Genomic DNA, 26,111 nt, shown 5'->3' with positions numbered 1-26,111 from the left:
AGGATACAATATGACTTCTTTTTATAATGGAGGCACCAGCCAAGAGATTTTTAATCTGATTGGTCAAGCTGCTGCCTTAGAGGATATCATAGATGCGATTACCGCATGGTTAGGGGATAAAATTCCGGATGCGTTGGTATCTGTCATGTTGTATTCGGAACAGGAACAAACGCTTAATTTAATAAAAGAACCAGCCTATTTTTCCAGAGAATATATAGCCGCTTTAAAGGATCTAAAAATCGGTCCGAATGTAGGCGCTTGTGGTGCAGCTGCATATCATCGTCGTTTAGTGGTCTGTGAGGATTTACTCAATGATCCAAACTGGGTCGCATATAAAGATCTGGTTAAACAAAATGGTTTAAGAGCCTGCTGGTCCGTACCAATTGCCCATGGGAGTGGCAAACTTTTTGGCTCTTTTGGTACGTATTATCGTTCGATCAAGTCTCCTACTCCCAATGAAATTGACCTGCTGCAATATGCAGCTTCGCTGATCGCCTTAACCTTTGAGCTGTATGAAGAACGCAAAAAACGAAATCAACTCAAAGATAAATATCAGTCATTTTTCTCTTTTCATCCCGATGCAATTTTTGAGCACAATCTGGATGGCAATATTGTAGATGCCAATCTGGCCACCAAGTTTTTTAACGAAGTTGGTGTTAAATCGCATATCGGAACTAAAATTGATCATTTTATTGAACCTGAACATCGCCCTCTTGCCTTAGAAGCCTTTGAGCAGGCCAAGCATGGCTTGACTGGACATCTTGAAGTTCAGGCACATAACTCGGCAGGACAGAAATACTGGCTCGATTTAACTTTTTTGCCAATTAAAGTGAATGAGGAAATTGTCGGTATCTTTAGCGTGGCACGCGACATTACTGAACGCTATCAAAACAATGAAATGCTGCGCTTAATGAAACGTAGTGTCGATGCAAATCCGCATGGCATTATTTTAACTTCGGCAGAAAATGACCAGCCTATTGAATATGTTAATCCGGCCTTTGAGCAGATTACCGGTTATAGTCTGGAAGAACTCAAAGGGAAAAATTGCCGCATCTTGCAGGGACCCGATACTTCAGCGGAAAGCGTCCAGCAAATCAGCGAAGCCATTCAGAATAAATCTGAAATCAAGATTGTCCTGAAAAATTATCGTAAGGATGGACACTGGTTCTGGAACAAGCTGAATCTCGGCCCGGTCTTTGATGAAAATCATAAATGCACTCATTTTATTGCTATTCAACAGGATGTGAGTCAGCATGTTGCCCAGCAAGAACTAATCGCTTATCAGGAATCACATGACCATTTAACCGGCTTTATTAACAATAAGCTGTTTGAAAAAGTGATACAGGAAAAACTGCATTTAGCTCAGACAGGTTCTGCAAATCTGGTGCTTTTATATCTGGATCTGGATGATTTTGAACCTTTGAATCAAAGCCTCGGTCATGATATTGGCGATAAAATTTTAAAACTGGTGGGCAATCGTCTGAGTCAAAATCTGCAGCCTGAAGATGTGATTTCCAGATTTTCAGGAGATGAGTTTGCAATTTTATTAACTCAAATGACTGATCTCAAGCAAGTCGCTGTACGTGCCGAAGAAATCATCGCCGGATTATCTCAACCTTTCCATGTGGATGGCTATGATATTCACCTGAGTGCCAGTATTGGTGTGGCTGATGCTGATCCAGACATTAAATGTGTTAAGCAGTTTATCAATGCTGCTAAAGATGCCATGCGTGACGCCAATGCCGAAGGGGGTAATACCTGGCACTGGTATAATTTCACAAAAGAGCCTTTACCGAAGGTAGATTATGTACAGCTTCGTCATGAATTAATGGTCGCTCTGCATGAACAGCAGTTTAAACTGTTTTATCAGCCAATTCTGGACAGTGAAACGGGCAAGGTTAAATGTCTGGAAGCTTTGATCCGCTGGCAACACCCAGAAAAAGGCTTTATTTCTCCTGCCGATTTTATTCCTTTTGCAGAAAGGACCGGTCAAATCGTCTCGATCGGCGAATGGGTACTTAGACAGGCTTGTGAGGAAGTCAAAGCCTGGAATATGCAGCATGAGACTCAAATTTCGGTTGCCATCAATCTATCTCCTTTACAGTTTAAAAGAAGCGGATTCCTAAGCGATCTACAGCAATTATTAGCAGAAATTGAATTCCCACATGAGTTACTAAAACTGGAAGTAACTGAAAGTATGTTGATTGCTAGCGGTGATAAGTCGATTGAGATCTTAAAAAATGTCCGGGCTTTGGGTATTAAAGTGTCGGTAGATGACTTTGGCACTGGTTATTCGAGTTTAAGTTATTTACGTAGCTTACCGATTGATGAGATCAAATTGGATCGCAGCTTTGTCCAGCATTTACCCGGCAATCTACGAGATGAGGCAATTATTGAAGCTATGATTACCCTAGCACATAAGCTGGATCTGGAAGTTGTTGCGGAAGGAATTGAAAATCCTGAACAGGCTGAGTGTTTAAAATCGCATCATTGTGATTATCTGCAAGGTTTTTATTATGCAAAACCTGCCCGGCTCAATCAGCTGGAGTTAATCAGTTCCTGATTAATATGCCCTGTTTGAACTGTACAGTTTCAGCTTCTAAGTAAGCTAACTCTTCTAAATGATGGGTCACATAAATCATGGGTAGATTTAACTCATCTTTCATCCGTTTTAGAAAAGGTAAAATCTGTTGTTTTAACTGCTGATCCAGGCCTGTTAAAGGTTCATCCAGCAATAAAAGATTCGGTGAAGACAGTAATGCTCGGCCAATAGAAACGCGCTGCGCTTCTCCACCTGAGAGCTGGTGTGCTCTACGATATATTAAAGGTTTTAATTCTAATAATTCTACGATGTCTTCAAACTGGAATTTTCGATTTTCTCTAGATACCAGTTTTTCTGCATAGCATAGGTTCTGCTGCACGTTCATATGTGGAAACAGCAAAGCATTCTGGAAAACTAATGCAATCTTGCGCTGATGCATTGGAATATTAATTTTCTTTTCTGTATTGATTAAGTCCTGCTGATTAAACTGAATATATCCTTGGTCAGGTTTTAATAGTCCGACAATATTTTTGAGTAAAGTACTTTTTCCACTTCCAGATGTACCGACAATCCCTAATAGTTGCTGCGACATTTCCAGTTTAATATTCAACCCGAAATCGGCTTGTTGATATTGAAAATCACATTTCAACATTTCAGCCTCCCAATTTCCGTTGATAGTTTTGCAAAATAAAATAATTGGCAATTAAGGCAGTAAATGCCAAGAAAATAGACAATGTCACCAGACGCATCGCCATTTCTTCACCATTTGGTTGTTGCAGTAAGGAGTAAATTGCGATGGGAATAGTGCGGGTTTCATCCGGAATATTTCCCACAAAAGTAATGGTGGCGCCAAACTCACCCAGACTGCGGCTAAAACACAAGATGCTGCCCATCAGCATACCGGGAATCGCCAGAGGTAAATTGATACTCCAAAATACTTTCCACGGTGCTGCGCCCAATGAACCTGCGATGTGTTCGAGTTGCTGATTCATAAGCTGAAAAGACAGACGAATCGGTTGCACCATCAATGGGAATGCGACAATCATCGAGGCCAATAACGCCCCTTTCCAGTTAAATGCCAGTTGCAGTCCGAGTGTATTGAAATATTGACCAATCATGCCTTGATTGCCAAACAGCACCAGAAGCAGATAACCCAAGACCACAGGTGGCAGCACCATAGGCAATTGCAAACATGCTTCGACCACAAACTTAAGCCGAAATTCATATCTGGCCAAAACCCAAGCCAATGCTACTGCAAAAGGTAAACAGAATAAGGTCGCAAAGCTGGCCACCTTGGCAGACAGGTAGAGCGCACTGAGTTCTTCTGGATTTAACATCTTGCAGTTATTTCTCCAGTCATTGTCTAGGGATTCAGCCTAAATCCATATTTTTGAAAGATGGCTTTGGCCTGCACGCTTTTTTGTATAAATTTTTCAAATTGCACTGCTTCTTTATTCTGTGCGCCTTGCCGTGTTAAAGCTAAAGGATAGACAATCGGACTATGTGAGTTTGCTGGGAAAGTACCAATGATTTTCACTTTTTGGCTGATCAAAGCATCAGTTTTATAGACAATCCCAACTTCACATTCACCTCGTTCGACAAAAGCCAAAGTCGAGCGTACATCATCTGTTCCAACAATTCGTCCTTTCAAGCCATTTAACCAGTTCAGTTTGGTCAGACTTTGCTTGGCATATTTCCCGGCAGGCACTGACTCCATTTGCCCGGTACATACATAACCTTTAAAAGATTGGGCAAAATCAAAATTGGATTGGGGTTTAAAATGAATAGTCAGATGTTTGGGACTAATGGCCACCAACTGATTTAACAAGATGGGATGAACTGAACTGGAATTTATCAGTTTCTTTTGTACCAGATAATTCATCCAATCCTGATCAGCTGAAAAGTATAGATCACTACTGGCTCCTGCTTCGATCTGCTTGGCTAAAGCAGAAGATGCACCAAATACCGCTACAACATCTGTTTTAGGATGTTGCTTTTCATAAATTTTTTCAATATCGCTGATGGCATTGGTCAGACTGGCTGCGGCATAAATTTTGACAGTATCTGCATGTGCAGCTGAAAATATAGAGGCTAGGCAGACCGAGAAAAACAGGAATTTTTTCATGATTATTCGGTTCCTTAATGAATAAATAAACCGCGCACAATCTGTCCTTCAGATAAAACTGCTCCCGCAGGAATGCGAACCAGACAATTGGCCTGCATGAGATTGCTCAGCATATGTGATTGCTGTTTGGGCAGACTTTTAACTCGTAAAACCGACTGCTCAAAACTGGCGGACATTCTTAAAAAGCGCTCTCTGGCATCCATTTTTAGATCATGGGTGAGTACAGCATTAAACCAGTTCGGCTGAGATTTGTGTCCTTGTAAGGCATTTAATAAAGTTGCGGTGTATATCTGCATGCCCACATACACTGCTGCGGGATTTCCCGGTAAACCCAGCAGATAACAATGTGAACTATCATCGCGCTGTAACTGAGCAAAGAACATCGGCTTGCCCGGCTTCTGTTTTACTTTCCAGAATATCTGTTCGAAACCTAAATTTAGTGCTACAGGCCGAATGAAATCATAATCTCCGACAGATACCCCACCCGTGGTTAAAATCAGGTCATGGCTTGCTGATAATTCTTGAATGAGATTCCGTACTGCCGCCTGAGTATCTGCAACATGAAAAATTTCAACCTGCTGCCCGACTTGCTGAAACCAAGCTTCAATCAAGGGACCGTTGGCATCAAAGATTTTACCCGCTACAAAGTCTTCTATACTTTCAGCAACTTCATCACCTGTAATAACTACAGCCACTTTAGGATATTGAAGAACCTCAACAGTATTGATCCCCGCCATGCTTAAAGAAGCAATTGCACCGATTGACAGCTGCTGACCTTTATTGGCTAATAATTGCCCGACTGAAATTTCTTCGCCCACATCGCGAATATCGGCATGAACTTTAAGCTGTTCCGTAATTTTGATTCTGGATAAATCGATCGCTTGAACGATTTCCTGACGTGCGACCGTAGTAGTCCCGAGGGGAATTTTAGCGCCGGTAAAAATCCTGACGGTCTGACTATCCTGAAGTTGCAGTTCACCCTGTTGTCCCGCCCGAATTTCACCAATCAGGTGGAATTCTCGTTCTGGTTCAATTACAGATTGGGTACACAGTGCATAACCATCTACGGCACTTTGCGAAAATAATGGTAGATTAATCCCAGAATAAATATCTTCTGCCAGATAACGATTTAAGGCCTGATTCAACTTCAATCGTTCAGTTGCTAATACTTGAGTATGCTGCAAAATTAATTCTAAAGCCTGATCTACTGTAATCAGACCATGTTCTGCTCCGCATCCAGACATTATTGATAACCGCCTTGATGTGGAATATTTTTTTGCATATCAAATAAATGTACCAACGCTGGTAGTACAGCAATTAAAGATTCTTTTGCCCCTTGTCGGCTGCCCGGTAAAGTCATTACCAAACTGTTATCAATATAGCCAGCAACGCCACGACTTAAAGCCGCATACGGCGTTCGTTTCTGGCCGAAACTGCGTGAAGCTTCCATGAGTCCAGGAATTTCCCGTTTCAGTAAGGGCTGTAAAGTTTCAACCGTTAGATCTTTAGGACCTAGGCCTGTTCCACCCACAGTCAGGATCAATGGATAGTCATTTTTTTGCTGTTCAACTAGTGCCAATAACTGTTCAGGATCATCTGGAATCACTTGATAGGCAATATTTTCAAAATTGGCTTCTTGTAATATTTCTAGGACATTTTGCCCTGCTGTATCCGGTTTTTTACCGGCAGCGACTGTATCTGAAAGCACAATGATGGATGCTGGCAAGGCTTCTTTTAAGACACGGGTAAAATGCGATTTACCGCCTTTTTTCTTTTGTAATTTACATTGATCCAGACATAGATCTTCCGGTTCACAATGTGGTTTGAGCATATCGTAAAGGGTCAATCCAGCCAGACTAACGGCAGTCAAGGCTTCCATTTCCACACCAGTTGGACCAATAGTCTCTACTGTGGCAATAATTTCGACATGCGCATCACACAGCTCATACTCCACATCTGCACGATAAATTGGTAAGGGATGACAAAGTGGAATCAGTTCATCGGTTCGTTTAGCCCCTAAAATCCCGGCAATGCGAGCTGTCTTTAGTGCATCACCCTTTTCCGTATTGCCATTCCGTAATAATTCAATGCAATGTGGCGGTGCATGCAGAATCCCTGTAGCTACTGCAGTCCGATAACTTTCTGCTTTCATCCCGACATTTTTCATTGCATGTTCCTTTCATTTCTTCTTAAAACGTGTTTCTGTTCTGAGTTATATCGGCCATTGATAGATGAATGGTGTATTCTCTTTGGCATGATGGCAATGTTGATGTATCTCATCTGAATGAAGATGCGTGTGAGCAGGTTCTACATCTTTACGGATACAACACCCCTCAACATATTGACTGCTGCCATCCATATAAAACTCTTCTTTCCAGACTGGCACTTCATGTTTAACCCGCTCCACTGCTTCCTCACAAGCGGCAAAAGCTTCACCTCGATGTGCAGCATAAGCAATCGCGATAATGGCTTTTTCACCAATATCTAGTGCCCCAATTCGATGAATCACCCGCACATAGGACACGCCGTATTTGGCCTGGATTTCCTGTTCAATCTGGCGAATCATTTTTTCTGCAACAGGTGCATAGGCCGTATATTTCAGTGCCTTGACCGCTTTACCTTCATGGTGATTGCGTACCGTTCCGATAAATACGCCGACTCCACCACATTCAGGAAAAGACTGGATCGGATCAAGACTTTCTAGATTTAAAGCAGTATCCTGAATCCTAGAAAATTGCTTGAATTCGCTCATTTCAGCCTCCTGCTACAGGTGATAACAGCACCAAAGTACTGTCAGCATGAAGAGGTGTCTGACGTGAAATGATGTCTTCACCGATGGCACAGGCACAGCGTTCAATCATGCCAAATGCATCTGGATAATCTTGTCCCACCTGATTCAAAACCTCAGATACGGTACTTTGAGATTTACAAATAATTTCGAGATCTTGCGGTAACTGTCGTTCTACCGCACCGAAGGCTTCAATTCTGATTCTGATCTGTGACATCTTAACCTCCTATCATGTGCATACTAATTTTGCGGCTGTTTTGATTCATACTTTGATTTTTTAAGCGCTGCTCTATGGCGTGAAAGCCCTGTTCTTTGTTCCAGATATATCGGGATAAAGCGCCATACAAATTCAACTCACTTAGAGCGGTAGATGAATTTAGTGATTTGATTTCATTTTTAAGATTCAAGCCTTGAGGTGCAAACAAGCAATTGTAAAATTCACCTTGTGCAGTCAATCGCAAGCGGTCGCAGCTGCCACAAAAAGAATTGGTAATAGTTGAGATAATTCCAATCGGATGGCCATCAATCAGATACTGGCGTGCGGGTTCCGAAGCTGATTGGGAAGCATTATTAGTTTTTTGAGTGAGCGTAAATTCAGTTGCCAAAGTTTCTAAAATGTATTGTTCACTGACTACATGCTCAGTAGACCAATTGTGATCACCATCAAGTGGCATAAATTCGATAAAGCGCAGGACAATATTTTGCTGAACTGACCAGCGCGCTAATGGCAGGATCTGATTATCATTGATACCCTGCATCAATACGGTATTGATCTTAATCGGTAATCCAGCGGCTTGTGCTGCCTGAATTCCTTCCAGCACAGGTGCCAAATCTTTTTGAGTTAGCTGCTTAAACTGATCAGCATCCAGACTGTCCAGGCTGATATTCAGGTCATCCAGTCCTGCCTGCTTTAAGGCTTGTGCATATTGTTTTAAGTAATGCGCATTGGTGGTCATGGAAATACGTTGTAATCCCAGCTTTTTCAACGCTTGCAGTTGTTCAACAAAATGCACTACGCCCTGACGCATTAAAGGCTCACCACCGGTAATGCGGATATACTGGATACCATGACGCACCATAAAATCGCAAAACTGATACAGCTCTTCAAAACTGAGCAGATCGTGTTTTTTCATCCATTCTGGATGTTCAGGCATACAATAAACACATTTAAAATTACAGCGATCGGTCACTGAAATCCTTAGCTTGCGCTTGCCACGACCGAATTGATCGACAAACAAGGCATCATTTTTAAGCTGTGTCATCATATTCATGTTGAACATCCATCTTCAGGCATTGGGTGGGTCATTGCACATATGCGGTGCGCGAAATTCAAATCGCCCAATCTCGTAATAATTAGATTTGCAATAAGTGTTCCAACTTTGTGCCAAAAGTAAAATATTCAGTTTTTAGTGCAGAAATTTGAGCTGTTGATACTGTTGCAGTTCATCCAGCGAGTTAATACTGTGAAAAAATAGCGCACGATTTTTAAAACGTGCCACTTGTGCGTGCAAATCAGCAAAACAGTGTTTAAGGCTGCGCTGTTCCTGTTCAAGATATAAATTCAAGGTTGCCAGACTGCTGCGTTTGACCAGACAAAATGGATAAAGTGGCTTGCCGTTAATTTCCACATAGGCCACTTCAGCCAGGCTGTTTTTGGCTAGAGCCTGGTGTAACTTGAGCAATACTCTGGAAGGAATATAAGTTAGGTCACAAGGGACAAATAGCACATAATCCGACTGTACATGCGACCAGGCACTTTTCATGCCCATTAACGGCCCATGAAAGCCCGGCTCATCATCTTGATAATAATGAACACTGGGAATAAGTTTCTGGTAAATGGAATAGTCGCGATGGCTGTTAATCCAGACCTGTGCAACATTCGATTTCAGCTGTTGGTGAATCTTGATCAGCTGAATCTGGTCATCGAATTTCTGCAACAGTTTATTGATGCCATTCATGCGTCTTGCCTGTCCACCCGCCAGAATTACCAGATCAGTACGTGGATAGGCTGTTTTATTATTTTCTCTCTCGGCTCCTTTTTTCATTCTACCGTCTCCAATTGACATGTTTTAATCAGGCCACGGATTTCAGGTAAACACGAACCACAATTCCCTCCGGCTTTTAAACATGCGGTCACCTGTTTTTCATCCGTAATATTTTTAGTTTTAATGGTTTCAATGATGCGGTTTTTACCGACTTTAAAACAGCTACACACCAGTGGACCTTCATTATTTGCCATCGACATCGGCTGTCCAGCAAGTAAGGCTTTACGGTGCATAGCACTTAAACGTTCACGTTTAAACAGACTTGCCACCCAGTCGCGGTCCGGCAATAAGGCCTTCGGTGCAATATATAGACTGGCAATCACATGACCATCCTGGAGTATCACGCTATGACTGATGTGGGCGGTCTGATCTTCAAGATTCAGCCATTCAAAACTTTCATCCTGAAATGGCAATAATTCTTTTAAATGCTCAGTGGTGTAGCTAAATTTCTTCCGGTCTGCCAGTTCATAACGTATTGCCTTGCTGGTAGTGATTTTAGTCCACCACACGGTGGCTTCAATCGACGGCTGTACGATTTTTTCAAAGCCTTGACGCACATAAAATACGCCTTGCCACTGGCTATAAAATGGATGGATGATAACCGGAGTATGCTTGAATTCTGGCTCACCCGAAATAGCATCCACTACCGGATTCACCACCTTGCCAATCCGGGCATCGGATGCGACCTGATCATTCCAGTGAATCGGGGCAAAGACCTGTCCACGGCGGATATTGTCACTAATAGTCGCACGCAAGACACAATTGCCCCACTGCGATTTCACCTCAACCAATTCACCATCCTGAATCCCGTATTTTAGTGCATCATTCGGGTGAATTTCACAGTAAGGTTCGGCACGGTGCGTACTCAAATTCGCCGATAAACCGGTACGGCTCATAGTATGCCATTGGTCACGAATCCGGCCAGTATTCAAAATTAAAGGATATTCGCTAGAGGTTTGATGAACCGGATTGACCGCTGAAATTGCAATAAATCTTGCTTTACCATCAGCATGACTGAACTGGCCTTGGGCAAATAATCTTCCTACAGATTGAGCAGGTTGCTGTTTACCCCAAACCGGCCATTGCACTGGTTCCAGTTGCTCATATTCTTCTGCGGTTAAATTGCTTAAGCCTTGCAGATTAAAATAACGGAAATATGGGGTTTCTAGACCTTCGGAAATTTCTACATTCTGATAGGCAGAGAGCTCGGCATGCTCTTTAAAAATTTCATGACTATTGTGAAAATCAAACCCTCTGAAGCCCATTTGCTTCGCCACCTGTGCAATCGCCCACCAGTCAGCTTTGGCTTCACCCGGCGCATCTAAAAAGGCATGTTGCCTTGAAATACGGCGTTCCGAATTGGTGACGGTTCCATCTTTTTCGCCCCAGCCTAAAGCTGGAAGTAATACATCAGCATATTGAGTAGTATCCGTATCCTGACAGATATCAGAGACCACTACGAATTCACATTTATCCAGAGCACGCTTGACCTGATCTGCATCTGGCAAGCTGACCACCGGATTGGTGGCCATAATCCAGATCGCCTTGATCTTGCCGCTTTCAACGGCCTGGAATAAATCGACTGCTTTCAGTCCTGCTTGTTTAGCAATATACGGGCTTTGCCAGAAATTTTGTACCAGCTGCTGATGTCCCGGATTTTCTAAATCCAGATGTGCAGCCAACATATTGGCTAGGCCACCGACTTCACGGCCACCCATGGCATTTGGCTGACCGGTCATGGAAAATGGCGCTGCACCGAGCTTACCAATTTTACCGGTGAGTAAATGACAGTTAATAATACTGTTGGCTTTATCGACGCCACGTGATGACTGGTTTACGCCCATGGAGAACAACGTTATTACTTTGTCTGTCTGGGAAAATTTTTCAAAGAATTGAGTGAGTTTAACTGCAGAAATACCGGTACGTGCAGCCACATCCTCAATCGAAGCTTCAGTAGAACTACTCGCTAAAACCTGTTCCAGCCCTTGGGTATGTGCGGCAACAAATGCATTATCGACGTAACCATGCTGATGCAAGTACTGTAATAAGCCATTAAACAGCGCCACATCCTGACCCGGCAGAATTGGTAGATGCAAATCTGCTGCTTCGCAGGTACTGGTAAAGCGTGGATCAACCACGACTACAAACAGGTCACGTTGTTCCTTGGCTTTCATAATGCGCTGATACAGCACTGGATGGCACCAAGCGGTATTGGAACCGACCAGTACCACCATATCGGTATGTTCAAAATCTTCGTAGCTGGCTGGAACCAGATCTTCACCAAAAGCTCGTTTATGTGCAGCAACAGCTGAAGACATACACAGGCGTGAATTGGTATCAATATTCGCCGTACCGAGATAACCTTTGACGAATTTATTCACCACATAATAATCTTCGGTCAGCAACTGACCTGAGACATAAAATGCAATACTGTCTCGGCCATATTGATCGATGCATTGCTGGAATTTATTGGCAATGGAAGAAACTGCAGTATCCCAACTGGTAACTTCACGCTGATCTTTACGACCCAGCATTGGCTGCAGTAAACGGGTTCCCAGTCCTAAAGTATCTGCCAGATTACTGCCTTTGATGCATAACTTGCCGTAATTAGAAGGATGGTTGACATCGCCTTCAACAGTCACTTTCGGGCCTGATGTGGTCGGCGTTACATGTGCAGTCACACCACAACCCACGCCACAATATGGGCAAGTGGTCTGTGTGGTTTTAGTTTTTAGTTCTGTGGAGCTATGCAGTTCCACTACTGGGATACTATTCATTGCTGCTGTGCTCCTTAATCATCTAAATTCACTTATCTCGCCAAATCTAAAATGTCTAGCTTTTACAGGTTTGATTTAAATTTTTTCTTGGTCTCAAAAGCTTTAATCCTCCCCAACCCTCCTTTGTTAAAGGAGGGAGATTCCCCTCTTTTTAAAGAGGGGTTAGGGAAGATTTATGTGATAGATTACCCTGCTTTCTTTAATGCAAAATCCCGACCAAACAGCAGTTTATTTCGAATCGAAGTGATCGGTGTCTGATCTGCAATCAGTTCGGCATACCAGGCACCGTCCTCTGTATCACCAAACAGCACTGCACCAATGACTTTATCTTTTTGAATAATAATGCGTTTATAGATCTGACGTTTCTCGTCATTCAGCACGATATCTTCAAAATCATCTTTTGGTTCGAAGTCACCTGCCGAGAACACGTCACAACCACTCACTTTCAGCTGAGTCGGAACGGTTGGCGCTTTAAAGGTCAGGCTTCCATGCTCGGCTAGATGTGATGCACAAATGAACGCCTGGCCCCAAAGTGGTTCAACCAGACCAAAGGTTTGACCACGTTGCTCGATACATTCACCCACCGCATAAATACTTGGGTCAAAAGTCTGCATAGTGTCATTCACCAGCACACCGCGGTTACAACGCAGACCGGCACTTTGCGCCAATGCGATATTTGGACGAATACCCACAGCAAACACCACCAGATCGGCAGCCAGCACGGTGCCATCTTTGAGTTTCACTTGGGTCACATGACCGTCTTCACCAATCAGACATTCGGTATTCGCTTCAGTCAGAATATTGATACCTTTCTGCTCAATCGCTGTTTTCAGCATCTGGCTGGCTTTGCTGTCCAGCTGACGATCCATAATGCGATCCATCAGATGCAATACTGTGACATTCATGCCTTGCTGTTTCAGGCCATAAGCAGCTTCTAGGCCCAGTAAGCCACCGCCGATGACGACCGCATTTTTCTTGGTTTTGCAGTAGTCCAGCATATTGTTGACATCATAAATGTCGCGGAAGCTGAGTACGCCTTTTAAGTCGCTACCTGGAATTGGCGGAACGAATGGCTTGGAACCTGTCGCTAGAATCAAACGGTCATAACTGATCACTTCGCCTTTTTCGGTATAAACCTGCTTACGCGGACGGTCGATACGAATCGCAGGATCACCTGCAATCAGACGAATACCTTTGTCGGCATACCATGCATGCGGATGCAGCATGATGTCATCAATGGTTTTCTCGCCAGAAAGCACTGGCGACAGCATGATGCGGTTGTAGTTACCCCACGGCTCTTCACCAATCACAGTAATTTCATAACGGTCTGGTGCCATATCCAGCAGGTCCTCCAGACAACGCATGCCTGCCAGACCATTACCAACCAGTACCAGTTTCATTTTTTCCGGTGAAACACCGTTGTTGGTAATATAGGTTTTTTGTGGCACTGGGCTAATGAATACCTTGCCATTTTCAATTTTGTTTGGAAATACCAGCAGTTTTTGATCTTTATCTTCCAGACAGCGCCCAGTCGCCAGACTGAAATGCTGCTTGTAAATTGGTGAAGCGACAACACGCTCGCCTTGCAGATCACCAATGATGCCGCGCGACATCACAAATGCTTTACTAAATGGATCCTGGTTACTGAGTGCATAAACACGCTTTTCTGAACCCACACGGAATATCGCAATTTGCTGATCTTCCACCAAGGCTGCAACGCCAGTATTAGGCACGATGTCATCCAGTGCACACACTTCAACCCAATTCAGTTCATTCATATCTTTAAACATTGTCATATTCTTGCTCCTTTATTCTTTGAATCAGGCTTCAACTACCGGAATACGGCTCGCATTGCGTTCAGCTTCAGTTTTTGGACGGATCTGACCACGCACTTCAGTAAATTGAACGTGCGGATCGTTTTGCTGTTCAGCCTTGGCATTAATAAAGGTTTTGAAACGTTTACGGACTTCTGGATCTTCAACTGCAGTACGCCATTCATCCTGATAAGTGCCCACTACATGCTCCATACGACGCTCGAGTTCTGTTGCCAGACCCAATGAGTCATTCACAACGACATCTTTCAGGTAATCCAGGCCGCCTTCAAGGTTGTCACGCCATACCGAAGTACGTTGCAGACGATCAGCCGTCTGGATATAGAACATGAAGAAACGGTCGATATAGCGGACTAAAGTTTGTGTATCCAGATCTGATGCCAGCAGTTCAGCATGACGCGGTTTCATACCACCGTTACCGCAGACATACAGGTTCCAGCCTTTTTCAGTGGCAATCACACCGACGTCTTTGCTTTGTGCTTCGGCACATTCACGGGTGCAACCAGACACGGCCATTTTTAGTTTGTGTGGAGAACGCAGACCTTTGTAACGATTTTCCAGGAAGATTGCCAAACCAACAGAATCATCTACACCATAGCGGCACCAAGTGCTACCCACGCAAGATTTCACCGTACGTAGTGATTTACCGTAAGCATGCCCCGATTCAAAACCGGCATTGATCAGTTTTTCCCAGATTTCTGGTAATTGATGTAGCTGCGCACCAAACATATCGACACGCTGGCCCCCAGTCAGTTTGGTGTACAGACCATATTCTTTAGCAATTTGACCAATGACGATTAAACCATCTGGAGTGACTTCACCACCTGCCATACGAGGAACGACAGAGTAAGTACCATCTTTTTGAATATTACCGAGGTAGTAGTCGTTACTGTCTTGCAGGCCGGCATGGCTTGGTTTCAGAACAAAGTCGTTCCAGCAAGATGCCAATATATTTGCCACAGTCGGTTTACAGATATCACAGCCCATACCATGACCATGTTGATGGATTAGGTCATCAAAAGTTTTGATCTCGTTAACACGTACCAGGTGATACAGCTCTTGGCGTGAATAAGCGAAGTGTTCGCAGAGATGATTGTTTACGGTAACGCCTTGACGTTGTAACTCAGATTTCAGAACTTGCGTCACTAGCGGTGCACAGCCACCACAAGCCGTTGCGGCTTTGGTGCATTTTTTCAGAGCGCCGAGAGAAGTTGAACCATCGGCAATCGCTGAACAGATATCCGCTTTAGATACGTTATTACATGAACAAATCGTCGCGCTGTCTGGAAGCAGATCTACACCGCTACCACCCGCTTTTGCAGTCGCTTGATCAAACCCCGGCATGATCAGGCTTTCCGGATTTTCTGGGATTTCCAGACCATTCAGCATCATTTGTAGCAGATCGTTATATTCTTTGGCACAACCCACCAGCACTGCACCGAGCAGTTTGGTTTTTTCTGCATTGACTACAATTTTCTTGTAGATCTGTGCCGCTTCATCGGCATAGAAGTAGCTCAGTGAACCTGGTGTCATGGCATGTGCATCACCCACTGATGCAACATCAACACCCATCAGTTTCAACTTGGTGCTCATGTCTGCGCCAGCAAATGCTGCACACTCTTCTTGCAGTACATGTTTCGCAGCAATACGTGCCATGTCATAGCCTGGCGCAACCAGACCAAAAATCTTGTTATTCCACAGCGCACATTCACCAATCGCGTAAATGTCTAGGTTCGAAGTCTGGCAATAATCATTGATCATGATCCCGCCGCGCTCACCAATCGCCAGCCCGCTTTGACGTGCCAATTCATCACGTGGACGAATCCCTGCAGAGAACAGGATGATGTCGGTTTCCAGTTCAGCACCATCACCAAACTTCATCACATGCTTGGCATTGACACCATCTTCAATAGACGAAGTTGCTTTTTGAGTATGGACTTTTACGCCCAGATCTTCGATTTTGCTGCGTAATACTTTGCCACCAAGATCATCAATCTGTACTGCCATCAGGCGTGGTGCGAATTCGACCACATGCGTTTCCAGATTCAGGTCACGCAGCGCTTTTGCCGCTTCCAGACCCAGCAAACCACCACCAATCACGACACCGTTTTTGGCATTCAGGCTCGCTGCCCGGATTGCATCCAGATCTTCAATGGTACGGTAAACAAAGCAGTTTTCACGGTCGTTGCCTGGAATTGGTGGAACAAAAGCATAGGAGCCGGTAGCTAAAACCAGTTTGTCATAAGCAATCACATCGCCATGATTAGTGATGACTGTTTTATTAACAGTATCGATTGCAGTCGCTTTGGTACTCAAACGCAAATCAATTCCATACGCATCTGCAAAGTCATTACGGCAAAGGGTTAAATCCTTGGCTGATTTTCCAGTGAAATATTCAGTTAAATGTACACGGTCATAAGCCAGACGCGGCTCTTCTGCCAGAATCGTGATTTCAACCTCATCACCCGCATGCTCAAGCACAGATTCAATAAATTTGTGTCCTACCATGCCATGGCCAATCATTACCAGTTTCATATTCCTTCTCCTAAATTTTCTAAATCTTGTATCTTATGTTTTAAGCCAGGTTGTTTCGTTCAAGGACAGCTTCTTCATACAGCTTTTGCTCTTTGGCTTTATGCTCAACCGAGAAGCGAATCATCAGAACAAAACTTGCTGCAATCACGACCAGGCCGCCAAGTGCCATCAGACAGGTTTGAATATCCAGCATGCCTTTAAGTAAGAATCCTGCTGCGACCGCACCCACGTTACCGCCTGCACCGATAATGCCAGCCACACCCCCTAAAGCATCCCGGTCAATAAATGGCACCAGCGCATACGTTGCACCACATGCCATGTGGGTAAATAATGCGAAGACAGTCATTGTGATGATGGCCAGCATGGCACTGTTCATTTGCGAGAATAAAATCAGGAATAAGCCTTCCATCAAGATCATGGCAAACAGCACTTTGGTACGTCCGTCCAGGCCTTTTTTGATGGCGACTTTATCTGAAACAATGCCACCCAGTGCACGGGCAAACAGTGCTAGCAGACCGAAGATACCGGCCGTCATACCTGCTTCTTTTAAACCAAAGCTGAAGTTTTCTACGTAGTACATGGCTACGATGTTATGAATGAAGATTTCGATACCGAAACAGGCCGCATAAGCGCCAAATAAAATCCAGACACGGTAGTTACGGGCCGCATGCATCAGAATTGCCATGCCACCTTTTTTCTCGCTACCAACCTGAATTCCTGCTGCACGCAGTTCTTTAAAGTTGCCTTGTGGACAGTCTTGGGTGAATTTCCAGTACAATGCACCGACGATCAGCATCATCAGGCCTGGAACAATTAAGGCAATTCTCCAGCCCATCGCCTGTTCAACACCGAACAGCACCAGCGCAGCCAGAAGTAATGGCATCAAGGCTTGAGTCGCACCGCCACCGGCATTTCCCCAACCTGCTGATGCAGCATTTGCAGTACCCACGACATTCGGCGCAAACATGATGCTGGTGTGATATTGGGTAATGACGAAACTGGCACCAATGGCGCCAATCAGTAAGCGGAAAAACAGAAAGGATTCATAGCTATTCGCAGAGGCCACACCAAAGACCGGGATACTGCCGAGTACGAGTAAGGCGGTATAGGTTTTCCGTGGACCATATTTGTCACATAGCGGACCGACAATCAGTCGAACCAGAATGGTGATCGCGACTGCTGCAATATTGATATTGGCGATTTGATCTTTGGTTAAGCTGAATTCACCCGCGATCACAGGCATCAGCGGTGCACAGGCGAACCAGGCAAAGAAGCAGACAAAAAACGCGAGCCAACTCATATGGAAGGCTCTCATTGCTGCGCTGCTGAAATTCAAAAGGCTTATTTTTGTTGCTTTCTTTTCATATAAATTTGAAGACATCACCATCTCCTTCCAGAACTGAACGTATAGGCTTATCTGCTATGCGAATCGCTGCACACCAGATGCGATCAGAACGGACGTCATTGGCCGTCTTACAAATTTCTTTAGAGTCGTCTTTGACTCAGATTCTATTAAGCACAAAGCGTGCCAATAAAATAATTCTATAAATAAGTATTTGTATTTATATTATTTATCTAAAAGTACTTTTATATTTTTTCTAAATTATAGTGACTTCGAACCAAGCTCTCTCTTATTTTTCTTAGCATATTTATATCTGGATTTTAAAATTGCCACTTCACTGCACTATTTGGCACAGCTTTAGTGCAAGGAAGAACATAATCAAACTAGATATTTTTAATTAAAGAAAAACTTATCGTTAAAACCTAAATTTTTTAAATGAGTTAGCTAATTAAGCATCTAAATGTGTCTAATACAATTAAATTTGGAAAATTTTAATTTCAAATTATCTACTTCAATTAAATTTTGGATATATCTAGATTAATAAAAATTTATTCCATATTTTTTAAATAATTACGTACTAGCAACATTAAATAGAGAGCCAATCCAGAAACTGAATAACATAGCAACGATGCCCCAAATCATGACACGCAGTGCGCCTTTCCACATACTGCCACCGCCTGCATAGCTGGCTAATGCTCCCATAATTCCCAGACTAAGCACTCCCACCAGCATGACGCCCTGATCTAGCAAATGTGAAGGCAGAACTAAAATGGATACCAATGGAAATAAAGAACCTACCGTAAATGCTGATGCTGAAGAAAATGCTGCCGTAAAGGGCCGGGCAGCTGTCTGTTCCAGAATTCCAATCTCATCACGTGCATGCGCATCCAAGGCATTATGTGCAGTAAGCTGTTTTGCCACTTCTTCGGCCAGATCAGCTTCTAAACCTCGCTTGATATAAATATTTTTTAGCTCTTTTAATTCAAGTACGGGATGCAGATTTAATTCCCGCTCTTCCATGGCGAGATCATTTTTTTCAATATCCTGTTGCGACTTAACCGAAATATATTCCCCAGCTGCCATCGAGGCTGCACCAGAAATCAGGCCAGCAACACAAGCAATCAAAAGTGTTTGTGAAGAAGCGCCACTGGCTGCCATCCCAACAACCAGACTGGTCACGGAAATAATTCCATCATTGGCACCGAGCACTGCGGCACGCAACCAGCCAGAACGTTGTATATAGTGTTTTTCATGATGATGGGAATGAGGCATGTCTTTCTCGTTCTTCTAGCGGATGAAATAAGATTTTAAATTTTAGTCACTCATTATTTTATCATCTTACTTTAAGCCAAATATTTCAAATATAAGTCTTCACTTTCAGAGATAGCTTCGAGTTTTATTTACTTATTTTTGAAAAATAGAAATTACTTATCGAGGATGTTTAAATGGGTTTTAGCCAGCGGTCGCAATAAACAACTCACTGGCTATACCTTAAAGAATGAACTTCTGATTATTATCAATGACCTTTCACTTTAGATAAGTAATAAGGTCAAAAGCTTAAATCAAATGCATTGCATCAAATAATTGATATCAATACCACTTCTTAACCTCGGATGGCAGCTTCAATTGCAGCGACATCAATTTTCTTCATGGTCATCATGGCATCAAAGGCTCTTTTAGCAACACCATGGTTTGAACTGTATGATGCTTCAAGTAAAGCTTTAGGGATGATTTGCCAGGAAACTCCCCATTTATCCTTACACCAGCCGCATTCACTTTCCTGCCCATTATTGTTCACAATCGCATTCCAGTATCGGTCCGTTTCTTCCTGATCTTGTGTGGCCACTTGAAAGGAAAAAGCTTCATTATGCTTAAATTCTGGTCCACCATTTAAACCAATACATGGAATACCCAGGACCGTAAAATTGACTGTAATGACATCTCCCTCTTTTCCTGACGGATAATCTCCAGGGGCAAGGACTATTGCTCCTACTGACGAGTCTGGAAAGGTTTCTGCATAAAACCGTGCAGCCTCTTTAGCATCGTGATCGTACCAAAGGCAGATGGTATTTTTTGCAATATTCATGATCTCACCTCTGCGTAGAGATTAAGAGATAACGCATTTGTTTAGCCCTGCTTTACGCTTTTGAGTGGCTAAACTAATTTATTTGTGCGTTCTATATTCGACCTAAGCTGGCAAAAGGCCAGTTTCTTTATTGTGTTTTTATTCTTCGAATTGTAATAACAGGTACTTCTTGATCTGCTGCAGATTTTATAAAGTGCTTTGCAGCTGATCTAGGCCACTAAAATGTTTATAAAGTTGTCGATGTCCAAGTCGACCATATGCCTTGATTTTTCATTTGTGCTGATTACAGATCGCTACTTTAAAAATACCTTAATGGTCGAGAACTCCATTTCTATCGTCAATGCGGTAGCCGGGGTAATTGGCGTTTTCCTACTGTATAAAGGCTGCCTGTATCTATCGTGAAAAGTATAGACGTGAAAAAACTGACAGATTAAATTCCTTCCCCACAGTAAGGCCCTCAATCCTTTAAGGGTTTTTTCTTTCTTTGTGAAAAATTAATTTAAAACTAATGTCTGCATATTTCAATTTTTCAGGTTCTTTTCCTAAAAACCTGAGCTCAGCAAGCCTTGCAAAATAGCTCGTTTAAGACGACTTAGCCTTACAAAAAGCTACATTTCCAGTGCGTTAATTTCTTGGAATTATCTAAAAAATATTTTTTATGAATAACATTAATTTATGTTATAAATTAACCTCATATTTTACTAAATTATTTATTACGTAATTAAATTACGTATTGAATAATATTCAAGATCCAGTATGATGAGTTAAATTCCTTCTTTTTCTTGTGTGCATCAGGAATCGATGCAGTTCAACAAATCAAAGAAGTCAGGCAAACGGATTTGTCTTCTCAATATAAAACGGCAGTCATACCTCCGTAGAGCCTGAACAGACAGTAAAAGATAAGCAATAGGATTGCTTCTAAAAAATGAGGATGTTGTATGAGTGAATTAGCCAATCCATTAGAACTGTGTGGATTCGAATTTATTGAATTTGTATCTGAAGATGGCCAGCTGGATCCTGTTTTTCAAACCATCGGATTCACAAAAGTGGCGAAGCATAAATCGAAAAACGTCTATTTATGGCGCCAAGGCAATATTAATATCATTCTGAATTATCAGCCTGAATCATATGCAGCATATTTTTATAAAGAGCATGGTCCTTCTGCCTGCGCAATGGGCTTTCGTACCAAGAATGCTGCGAAAGCCTTTCAAAAAGCCATTGAAATAGGTGCCGAGCCAATTTATAACAAAATCGGTCCGATGGAGCTGAACATTCCGGCGATTAAAGGCATTGGCGGTTCTCCAATCTTCCTGGTGGATTGTGACATTTACCAGAATGATTTTATTTTCTTTGATAACGTTCCATCCCGTCCACTGGGTACAGGTTTAAATGAAATCGATCATTTAACCCATAATGTGTATAAAGGCCGTATGCAGTACTGGTCAGATTTCTATGAAAAGATTTTCAATTTTCAGGAAATCCGCTATTTCGATATTAAAGGTGAATACACTGGCCTAACTTCTAAAGCCCTGACTGCGCCAGACGGCAAGATCCGTATTCCACTGAATGAAGATTCAGATAAAGGTAATGGTCAGATTGCTGAATTCTTAAATGAATTTAATGGTGAAGGCATTCAGCATATTGCCTTTATTTGTGATGACCTTCTGGAAACCTGGGACAAGCTGAAAGCTCTAGGTACCAAGTTTATGACACCACCGCCAAGCACCTATTATGAAATGCTGGATGAGCGCTTGCCAAATCATGGTGAACCGGCAGATGAACTGCAAAAACGCGGCATCCTGCTAGATGGCAATACCAAAGACGGTAATAAACGCCTGCTGTTACAGATTTTCTCTGAAAATATGATTGGTCCAGTGTTCTTTGAGTTTATCCAGCGCAAAGATGACGATGGTTTCGGTGAAGGGAACTTTAAGGCCTTATTTGAATCCATTGAACGTGATCAGATCAAACGTGGTGTTTTAGACATTTCTAAAGCCTGACCTTTTTAAAACCATACCGGTGTCTATGTAGTCTCATATGCACCGGTATGGTTGCCTCTGTTTCAACGTATACGCTCATATAACACTTAAGATTCTGCATCGATGACGGCATAAAAATAATAAAGCACATCATAGTTCAGCACTTAATCTCACATGGATGATGAATAAAAATGCAGCACATTGAACAAGGAAACCTGAAAAAAGGTTTAAGTAACCGGCATATTCAGCTCATCGCACTCGGTGGTTCAATTGGTACCGGACTGTTTCTTGGAATTTCACAAACGATCAAGCTTGCTGGGCCTTCTGTTATTTTAGGTTATGCCATTGCAGGCTTGATTGCCTTCTTAATGATGCGCCAGCTGGGTGAAATGATTGTACATGAACCTGTGAGCGGTTCTTTTAGTCATTTTGCTTATAAATACTGGGGCAAATTTGCCGGATTTATGTCGGGCTGGAATTACTGGGTACTGAATATTCTGGTCTGTATGGCCGAATTAAGTGCCGTCGGTCTTTATATCCATTACTGGTGGCCAGAAATTCCGACCTGGGTCTCTGCCCTCGGCTTCTTCATTTTCATCAATATCATTAATTTGCTTCACGTGAAATTATTCGGTGAAATGGAGTTCTGGCTGGCGATCATTAAAGTTGGTGCAATTATTGCCATGATTGCGTTCGGCAGTTACCTGCTTGCCAGCGGTAGCGGTCATAGCCACTCCAGTCTGGAAAATTTATGGCAACTTGGTGGCTTTTTCCCGAATGGAATTATGGGCCTGATTATGGCGATGGCCATGATCATGTTTGCTTTTGGCGGCATTGAACTGGTCGGGATCGCAGCCGCTGAAACCGATAACCCGAAAAAGACCTTACCTAAAGCAGTCAATCAAATTGTCTACCGTGTCCTGTTATTTTATATCCTGAGTCTGGTAGTGATTTTATCGCTTTACCCTTGGAATATGATGGCGCAAGGTGGTAGTCCATTTGTGTTGATTTTTGATTCTTTAGGCAGTCAAACGGTTGCCGGAGTTTTGAATTTTGTGGTGTTAACCGCAGCGGTTTCGGTATATAACAGTACTAACTACTGTACCAGCCGTATGCTGTTAGGCTTAGCCCAGCAAGGTAATGCGCCGAGGTTCCTAAGCAAGATTAATCAGCGTGGCATCCCTGTGAATGCGGTGATGGTTTCAGCGTTTTTCACCTTGATGTGCGTTTTATTAAATTATCTGGTACCGGAAAAAGCCTTTAGCATATTGATGATGCTGGTGGTTGCTGCCATCGTGATTAACTGGCTTGTTATTTCCTATACTCATTTGAAATTCAAGACCTCAATGAATCGTACGCAGACTAGAACCGATTTTCCAAGTGTGGCTTATCCATTTACCAACTATTTATGTATCGCATTTATGGGCGGTATTCTGCTGATTATGAGCAGCACCCCGGATATGCGTGTTGCTGTCATCATGATTCCAGTCTGGATTGGTATTCTCTCGGTTGCCTACTTCTTTAAGCGCAAACAGGAATCTCAGACGGCTATGTTAGACAACAGCAAAATTAGCACATTACCAGAAGCGTAATCGCTTATTGATTAGATTAGGATAGATTCATGTTTCAACATATTGATACTTATGCCGGCGATCCGATTCTCTCTTTAATGGAAGAATTCAACAAAGATCAGCGCAATAACAAAGTTAACTTAAGCATCGGCCTGTATTACAACGAAGATAATATCGTGCCGCAGCTAGACTCAGTGCAAAAAGCCTATACTTACCTGACCCCTGACTATAATAAAGTTCGTGTTTACTTGCCGATGGATGGTCTGAACAGCTTTAACCAGGCTGCACAGGAATTAATTTTTGGAACTTCCAGCCCTGCCCGCGAGCAAGGCCGTGTAGTCACGATTCAGACCTTGGGCGGCTCAGGTGCGCTAAAAGTCGGCGCTGACTTTTTGAAAAAATATTTTCCAGAATCTGAAATCTGGGTGAGCCAGCCGACTTGGGAAAACCATATTGCCATCTTTAATGGCGCTGGTATTCAGACCCATTTCTATCCTTATTATGATGCAGAAACCAATGCCGTTAATGTACCGGCGATGCTGGATTGCTTAAAACAGCTGCCCGCTCAAAGTATTGTGTTATTACATCCATGTTGTCATAACCCGACCGGGGCAGACTTACAGCCGCATGAGTGGGATCAAGTCATTGAAGTATTAAAGGCTCAATCCTTAATTCCGTTCCTGGATATGGCATATCAAGGTTTCGGTCAGGGTCTGGAACAGGATGCCTATGCCATTCGTGCACTTGATCAAGCCAGAATGAACTTTATCGTCAGCCATTCATTTTCCAAAATCTTCTCTTTATATGGAGAACGTATTGGTAGCTTAAGTTTTGTCTGTGATGACGCTACAAGCGCACAAAATGTTTTAGGCCAGTTAAAAGCTACAGTTCGCCGGATTTATTCAAGTCCAGCGGCCAATGGTGCGCTATTGGTCAGTCAGGTGTTAAATAATCCTGAACTGTTTCAGCAATGGCAGGCTGAAGTTGAAGAAATGCGCCAGCGTATTTTACGTATGCGAGGCTTACTCAAAGAAAAATTGTCTCAGGCACTACCAGAACTTGATTTCAGCTACCTGACCCAGCAACAAGGCATGTTCAGCTATACCGGCTTAACTGCTGAGCAAGTGGATCTGTTAAAACAGCATTACGGTATTTATCTGGTCCGTAGTGGCCGGATGTGTACAGCGGGTCTGAACCTCAGCAATATTGATTATGTTGCAGAGTCGATGGCTGCGGTGATCAAAATGCAAAATGAAGCTGAACCGTTGATTGCTTAGAAATAATTAAGTTGTTAGAAGCCTTCTAATTCTAATATTGGAAGGCTTTTTTATGGATCTTGCTTTATTCTTTTTTTAAATTAAAAGCGAGTGATCATCTTAGTTTTGTATTGCAAAAATAAAATCATTTTTAATTCTATTTAGCGATCAAAAGCTGGATATAAAAAAGATCCAGTACCCAATCAGGACTGGATCTATGTAATGACTATAAATTATATGTAATAGAAGAAAGTATTAGACAGCCACCTGTGGATTAAACAAGGCATCAATCTGTTTTTGAATCCCAAGCAGATAATCAATAGCTTCTTGCATCTGGTCTGCTGGCAACTGGTCTTCGGTGCCAATACAGGTAATCACATGGTCAAGCTGTCGGCTAAAGTTATACACCGGAATCGCCACTGCATGGATGCCCGCCATCATATCACCGGTTACGGACGCATAGCCCTGCTGCAGGATTTTCTCTTTAAGCTGCAAGAATTCTTCCCAGTTCGCAGGATATTGACCTGCTTTCGCGCTACTCGCCCACTCTTTTTCCAGCAGAGGCTTGATGATGTATTCTGGCTGGAGGCAAGCATGTAAACGACCAGTTGCTGACTTCAGCAAAGGCATACGCGAGCCGACCCGGGTAATAATATTAAATACATGGTTGGATTCAAGCGACTGAACCACGACAGCACCATCGGCGAACCATTTGCTGACATGAATACTGCAATTTAAATGCTGCTGAATCTGCATAATATATTTCTGGGTTAATTCCAGCATATCGGTACGTTTTAAGGCATTGACGCCAAATGCATGAGCTCGCTCACCCAGACTATAACGCCCGTCACTGAGCTGCTGGGCATACCCTTTACGTATCAGACTGACCACATAGCGATGCACTTTTGCAGGATGCATGGACAGGACTTCTGACAGCTCTTTTAACATCATCGGTGCATTATGTTCGGTCAATGCATCGAGTACAGTTAATCCTACTTCTAGAGACTGCACCCCTCCCTGTAATTTTTCTTCCTCAACGCTCATCGTTTCATCCTGCATATACGCATTAATTTTCATGGTTCTATCAAGTCATTGTACTACTGAAATCAAAAATCTTGCTTAGCCAAATCTGATTCCCTATTGAAATCATAACTGCATTTTAACAAATTTACATTATTCATAATCAAATTATTTATTGCGTAATTTAAAAATATAAGTATGATTCTGTATAGC

General features: G+C 42.8%; 20 protein-coding genes and 1 pseudogene. 5 read left to right on the top strand and 16 right to left on the bottom strand.

The genetic code is table 11. The features are described 5' to 3' along the window. Nucleotides 1-10: 10 nt before the first annotated feature. Nucleotides 11-2,563: a bifunctional diguanylate cyclase/phosphodiesterase gene (locus ACWM1W_RS03745; RefSeq protein WP_034170387.1), complete on the top strand. Its 2,553-nt coding sequence runs from the start codon at nt 11-13 to the stop codon at nt 2,561-2,563. On the opposite strand, the gene ACWM1W_RS03740 is transcribed toward ACWM1W_RS03745, so the two are convergent. The 15 genes from ACWM1W_RS03740 to ACWM1W_RS03670 all read right to left on the bottom strand — a co-directional run bounded on the left by ACWM1W_RS03740 (nt 2,553) and on the right by ACWM1W_RS03670 (nt 20,072). Continuing rightward, entirely contained in the window at nt 2,553-3,194 is a 642-nt protein-coding gene (locus ACWM1W_RS03740) for an ATP-binding cassette domain-containing protein (RefSeq protein WP_005234447.1), read from the bottom strand. The genes ACWM1W_RS03745 and ACWM1W_RS03740 overlap by 11 nt on opposite strands. A gap of 1 nt (nt 3,195) precedes the next feature. Beyond that, complete coding sequence (gene modB, locus ACWM1W_RS03735; RefSeq protein ID WP_214001486.1) at nt 3,196-3,879, bottom strand: molybdate ABC transporter permease subunit; 684 nt, start codon at nt 3,877-3,879, stop codon at nt 3,196-3,198. A 26-nt stretch (nt 3,880-3,905) separates the two neighbouring features. Beyond that, the gene (gene modA, locus ACWM1W_RS03730; protein WP_214001487.1) at nt 3,906-4,667 is read right to left on the bottom strand and encodes a molybdate ABC transporter substrate-binding protein; all 762 of its coding nucleotides are present in this window, start codon (nt 4,665-4,667) and stop codon (nt 3,906-3,908) included. A 14-nt stretch (nt 4,668-4,681) separates the two neighbouring features. Beyond that, nucleotides 4,682-5,911: a molybdopterin molybdotransferase MoeA gene (locus ACWM1W_RS03725; protein ID WP_214001488.1), complete on the bottom strand. Its 1,230-nt coding sequence runs from the start codon at nt 5,909-5,911 to the stop codon at nt 4,682-4,684. Continuing rightward, a complete protein-coding gene (gene moaCB, locus ACWM1W_RS03720) occupies nt 5,911-6,834 on the bottom strand; it encodes a bifunctional molybdenum cofactor biosynthesis protein MoaC/MoaB (RefSeq protein ID WP_214001489.1) in 924 nt (307 codons plus the stop codon). Before moaCB ends, ACWM1W_RS03725 begins: the two co-directional genes overlap by 1 nt. A gap of 45 nt (nt 6,835-6,879) precedes the next feature. Then, the gene (locus ACWM1W_RS03715; protein WP_214001490.1) at nt 6,880-7,419 is read right to left on the bottom strand and encodes a molybdenum cofactor biosynthesis protein MoaE; all 540 of its coding nucleotides are present in this window, start codon (nt 7,417-7,419) and stop codon (nt 6,880-6,882) included. A gap of 1 nt (nt 7,420) precedes the next feature. Beyond that, complete coding sequence (locus ACWM1W_RS03710) at nt 7,421-7,672, bottom strand: MoaD/ThiS family protein (protein WP_034170381.1); 252 nt, start codon at nt 7,670-7,672, stop codon at nt 7,421-7,423. 1 nt (nt 7,673) lies between these two features. After that, nucleotides 7,674-8,726: a GTP 3',8-cyclase MoaA gene (gene moaA / locus ACWM1W_RS03705; RefSeq protein WP_214001491.1), complete on the bottom strand. Its 1,053-nt coding sequence runs from the start codon at nt 8,724-8,726 to the stop codon at nt 7,674-7,676. A 135-nt stretch (nt 8,727-8,861) separates the two neighbouring features. After that, nucleotides 8,862-9,500: a molybdenum cofactor guanylyltransferase gene (gene mobA, locus ACWM1W_RS03700; RefSeq protein WP_214001492.1), complete on the bottom strand. Its 639-nt coding sequence runs from the start codon at nt 9,498-9,500 to the stop codon at nt 8,862-8,864. Further along, nucleotides 9,497-12,277: a nitrate reductase gene (locus tag ACWM1W_RS03695; RefSeq protein WP_214001493.1), complete on the bottom strand. Its 2,781-nt coding sequence runs from the start codon at nt 12,275-12,277 to the stop codon at nt 9,497-9,499. The genes mobA and ACWM1W_RS03695 overlap by 4 nt, the downstream gene beginning before the upstream one ends. Nucleotides 12,278-12,462: 185 nt before the next feature. Further along, entirely contained in the window at nt 12,463-14,073 is a 1,611-nt protein-coding gene (gene nirD / locus ACWM1W_RS03690; RefSeq protein WP_214001494.1) for a nitrite reductase small subunit NirD, read from the bottom strand. Between the two features lie 24 nt (nt 14,074-14,097). Then, nucleotides 14,098-16,644: a nitrite reductase large subunit NirB gene (gene nirB / locus ACWM1W_RS03685; protein WP_214001495.1), complete on the bottom strand. Its 2,547-nt coding sequence runs from the start codon at nt 16,642-16,644 to the stop codon at nt 14,098-14,100. A gap of 40 nt (nt 16,645-16,684) precedes the next feature. Further along, nucleotides 16,685-18,025: an MFS transporter gene (locus ACWM1W_RS03680; RefSeq protein WP_005234426.1), complete on the bottom strand. Its 1,341-nt coding sequence runs from the start codon at nt 18,023-18,025 to the stop codon at nt 16,685-16,687. A 531-nt stretch (nt 18,026-18,556) separates the two neighbouring features. Beyond that, complete coding sequence (locus ACWM1W_RS03675; protein WP_214001496.1) at nt 18,557-19,258, bottom strand: VIT1/CCC1 transporter family protein; 702 nt, start codon at nt 19,256-19,258, stop codon at nt 18,557-18,559. Between the two features lie 331 nt (nt 19,259-19,589). Beyond that, a complete protein-coding gene (locus tag ACWM1W_RS03670; RefSeq protein ID WP_214001497.1) occupies nt 19,590-20,072 on the bottom strand; it encodes a VOC family protein in 483 nt (160 codons plus the stop codon). A 279-nt stretch (nt 20,073-20,351) separates the two neighbouring features. On the opposite strand from ACWM1W_RS03670, the pseudogene ACWM1W_RS03665 reads away from it, so the two are divergent. From ACWM1W_RS03665 to ACWM1W_RS03650, 4 genes and pseudogenes are all read left to right on the top strand, one after another. Beyond that, nucleotides 20,352-20,541, top strand: a pseudogene (locus ACWM1W_RS03665) (hypothetical protein); the annotation flags it as partial. Nucleotides 20,542-21,010: 469 nt separating this feature from the next. Beyond that, complete coding sequence (hppD, locus tag ACWM1W_RS03660; RefSeq protein WP_375725775.1) at nt 21,011-22,072, top strand: 4-hydroxyphenylpyruvate dioxygenase; 1,062 nt, start codon at nt 21,011-21,013, stop codon at nt 22,070-22,072. A 170-nt stretch (nt 22,073-22,242) separates the two neighbouring features. After that, complete coding sequence (locus ACWM1W_RS03655; protein ID WP_214001498.1) at nt 22,243-23,643, top strand: amino acid permease; 1,401 nt, start codon at nt 22,243-22,245, stop codon at nt 23,641-23,643. Nucleotides 23,644-23,672: 29 nt separating this feature from the next. Next, on the top strand, nt 23,673-24,899 hold the full coding sequence (locus ACWM1W_RS03650) for an amino acid aminotransferase (protein WP_214001499.1): 1,227 nt from the start codon (nt 23,673-23,675) through the stop codon (nt 24,897-24,899). Between the two features lie 234 nt (nt 24,900-25,133). Here the strand turns inward: ACWM1W_RS03650 and ACWM1W_RS03645 are convergent, their stop codons facing one another. Beyond that, nucleotides 25,134-25,955 (bottom strand): IclR family transcriptional regulator, encoded by an 822-nt coding sequence (locus ACWM1W_RS03645; RefSeq protein WP_214001500.1) that lies wholly within the window; start codon nt 25,953-25,955, stop codon nt 25,134-25,136. Nucleotides 25,956-26,111 lie beyond the last annotated feature (156 nt).

The organism is Acinetobacter sp. TW_SC_4, assembly GCF_054861205.1.
This window is presented reverse-complemented; position numbering and strand designations above follow the sequence as displayed.

Bases quoted from the DNA above. Each gene is read 5' to 3' on its own strand.
- ACWM1W_RS03745 (WP_034170387.1), top strand. From the start codon at position 11: ATGACTTCTTTTTATAATGGAGGCACCAGCCAAGAGATTTTTAATCTG.
- hppD (WP_375725775.1), top strand. From the start codon at position 21,011: ATGAGTGAATTAGCCAATCCATTAGAACTGTGTGGATTCGAATTTATT.
- ACWM1W_RS03740 (WP_005234447.1), bottom strand. From the start codon at position 3,194: ATGTTGAAATGTGATTTTCAATATCAACAAGCCGATTTCGGGTTGAAT.
- modB (WP_214001486.1), bottom strand. From the start codon at position 3,879: ATGTTAAATCCAGAAGAACTCAGTGCGCTCTACCTGTCTGCCAAGGTG.
- ACWM1W_RS03695 (WP_214001493.1), bottom strand. From the start codon at position 12,277: ATGAATAGTATCCCAGTAGTGGAACTGCATAGCTCCACAGAACTAAAA.
- ACWM1W_RS03680 (WP_005234426.1), bottom strand. From the start codon at position 18,025: ATGTCTTCAAATTTATATGAAAAGAAAGCAACAAAAATAAGCCTTTTG.
- ACWM1W_RS03675 (WP_214001496.1), bottom strand. From the start codon at position 19,258: ATGCCTCATTCCCATCATCATGAAAAACACTATATACAACGTTCTGGC.
- modA (WP_214001487.1), bottom strand. From the start codon at position 4,667: ATGAAAAAATTCCTGTTTTTCTCGGTCTGCCTAGCCTCTATATTTTCA.
- moaCB (WP_214001489.1), bottom strand. From the start codon at position 6,834: ATGAAAAATGTCGGGATGAAAGCAGAAAGTTATCGGACTGCAGTAGCT.
- mobA (WP_214001492.1), bottom strand. From the start codon at position 9,500: ATGAAAAAAGGAGCCGAGAGAGAAAATAATAAAACAGCCTATCCACGT.
- ACWM1W_RS03655 (WP_214001498.1), top strand. From the start codon at position 22,243: ATGCAGCACATTGAACAAGGAAACCTGAAAAAAGGTTTAAGTAACCGG.
- ACWM1W_RS03725 (WP_214001488.1), bottom strand. From the start codon at position 5,911: ATGTCTGGATGCGGAGCAGAACATGGTCTGATTACAGTAGATCAGGCT.
- nirD (WP_214001494.1), bottom strand. From the start codon at position 14,073: ATGACAATGTTTAAAGATATGAATGAACTGAATTGGGTTGAAGTGTGT.
- ACWM1W_RS03710 (WP_034170381.1), bottom strand. From the start codon at position 7,672: ATGTCACAGATCAGAATCAGAATTGAAGCCTTCGGTGCGGTAGAACGA.
- ACWM1W_RS03670 (WP_214001497.1), bottom strand. From the start codon at position 20,072: ATGAATATTGCAAAAAATACCATCTGCCTTTGGTACGATCACGATGCT.
- ACWM1W_RS03715 (WP_214001490.1), bottom strand. From the start codon at position 7,419: ATGAGCGAATTCAAGCAATTTTCTAGGATTCAGGATACTGCTTTAAAT.
- ACWM1W_RS03645 (WP_214001500.1), bottom strand. From the start codon at position 25,955: ATGAAAATTAATGCGTATATGCAGGATGAAACGATGAGCGTTGAGGAA.
- ACWM1W_RS03650 (WP_214001499.1), top strand. From the start codon at position 23,673: ATGTTTCAACATATTGATACTTATGCCGGCGATCCGATTCTCTCTTTA.
- moaA (WP_214001491.1), bottom strand. From the start codon at position 8,726: ATGAATATGATGACACAGCTTAAAAATGATGCCTTGTTTGTCGATCAA.
- nirB (WP_214001495.1), bottom strand. From the start codon at position 16,644: ATGAAACTGGTAATGATTGGCCATGGCATGGTAGGACACAAATTTATT.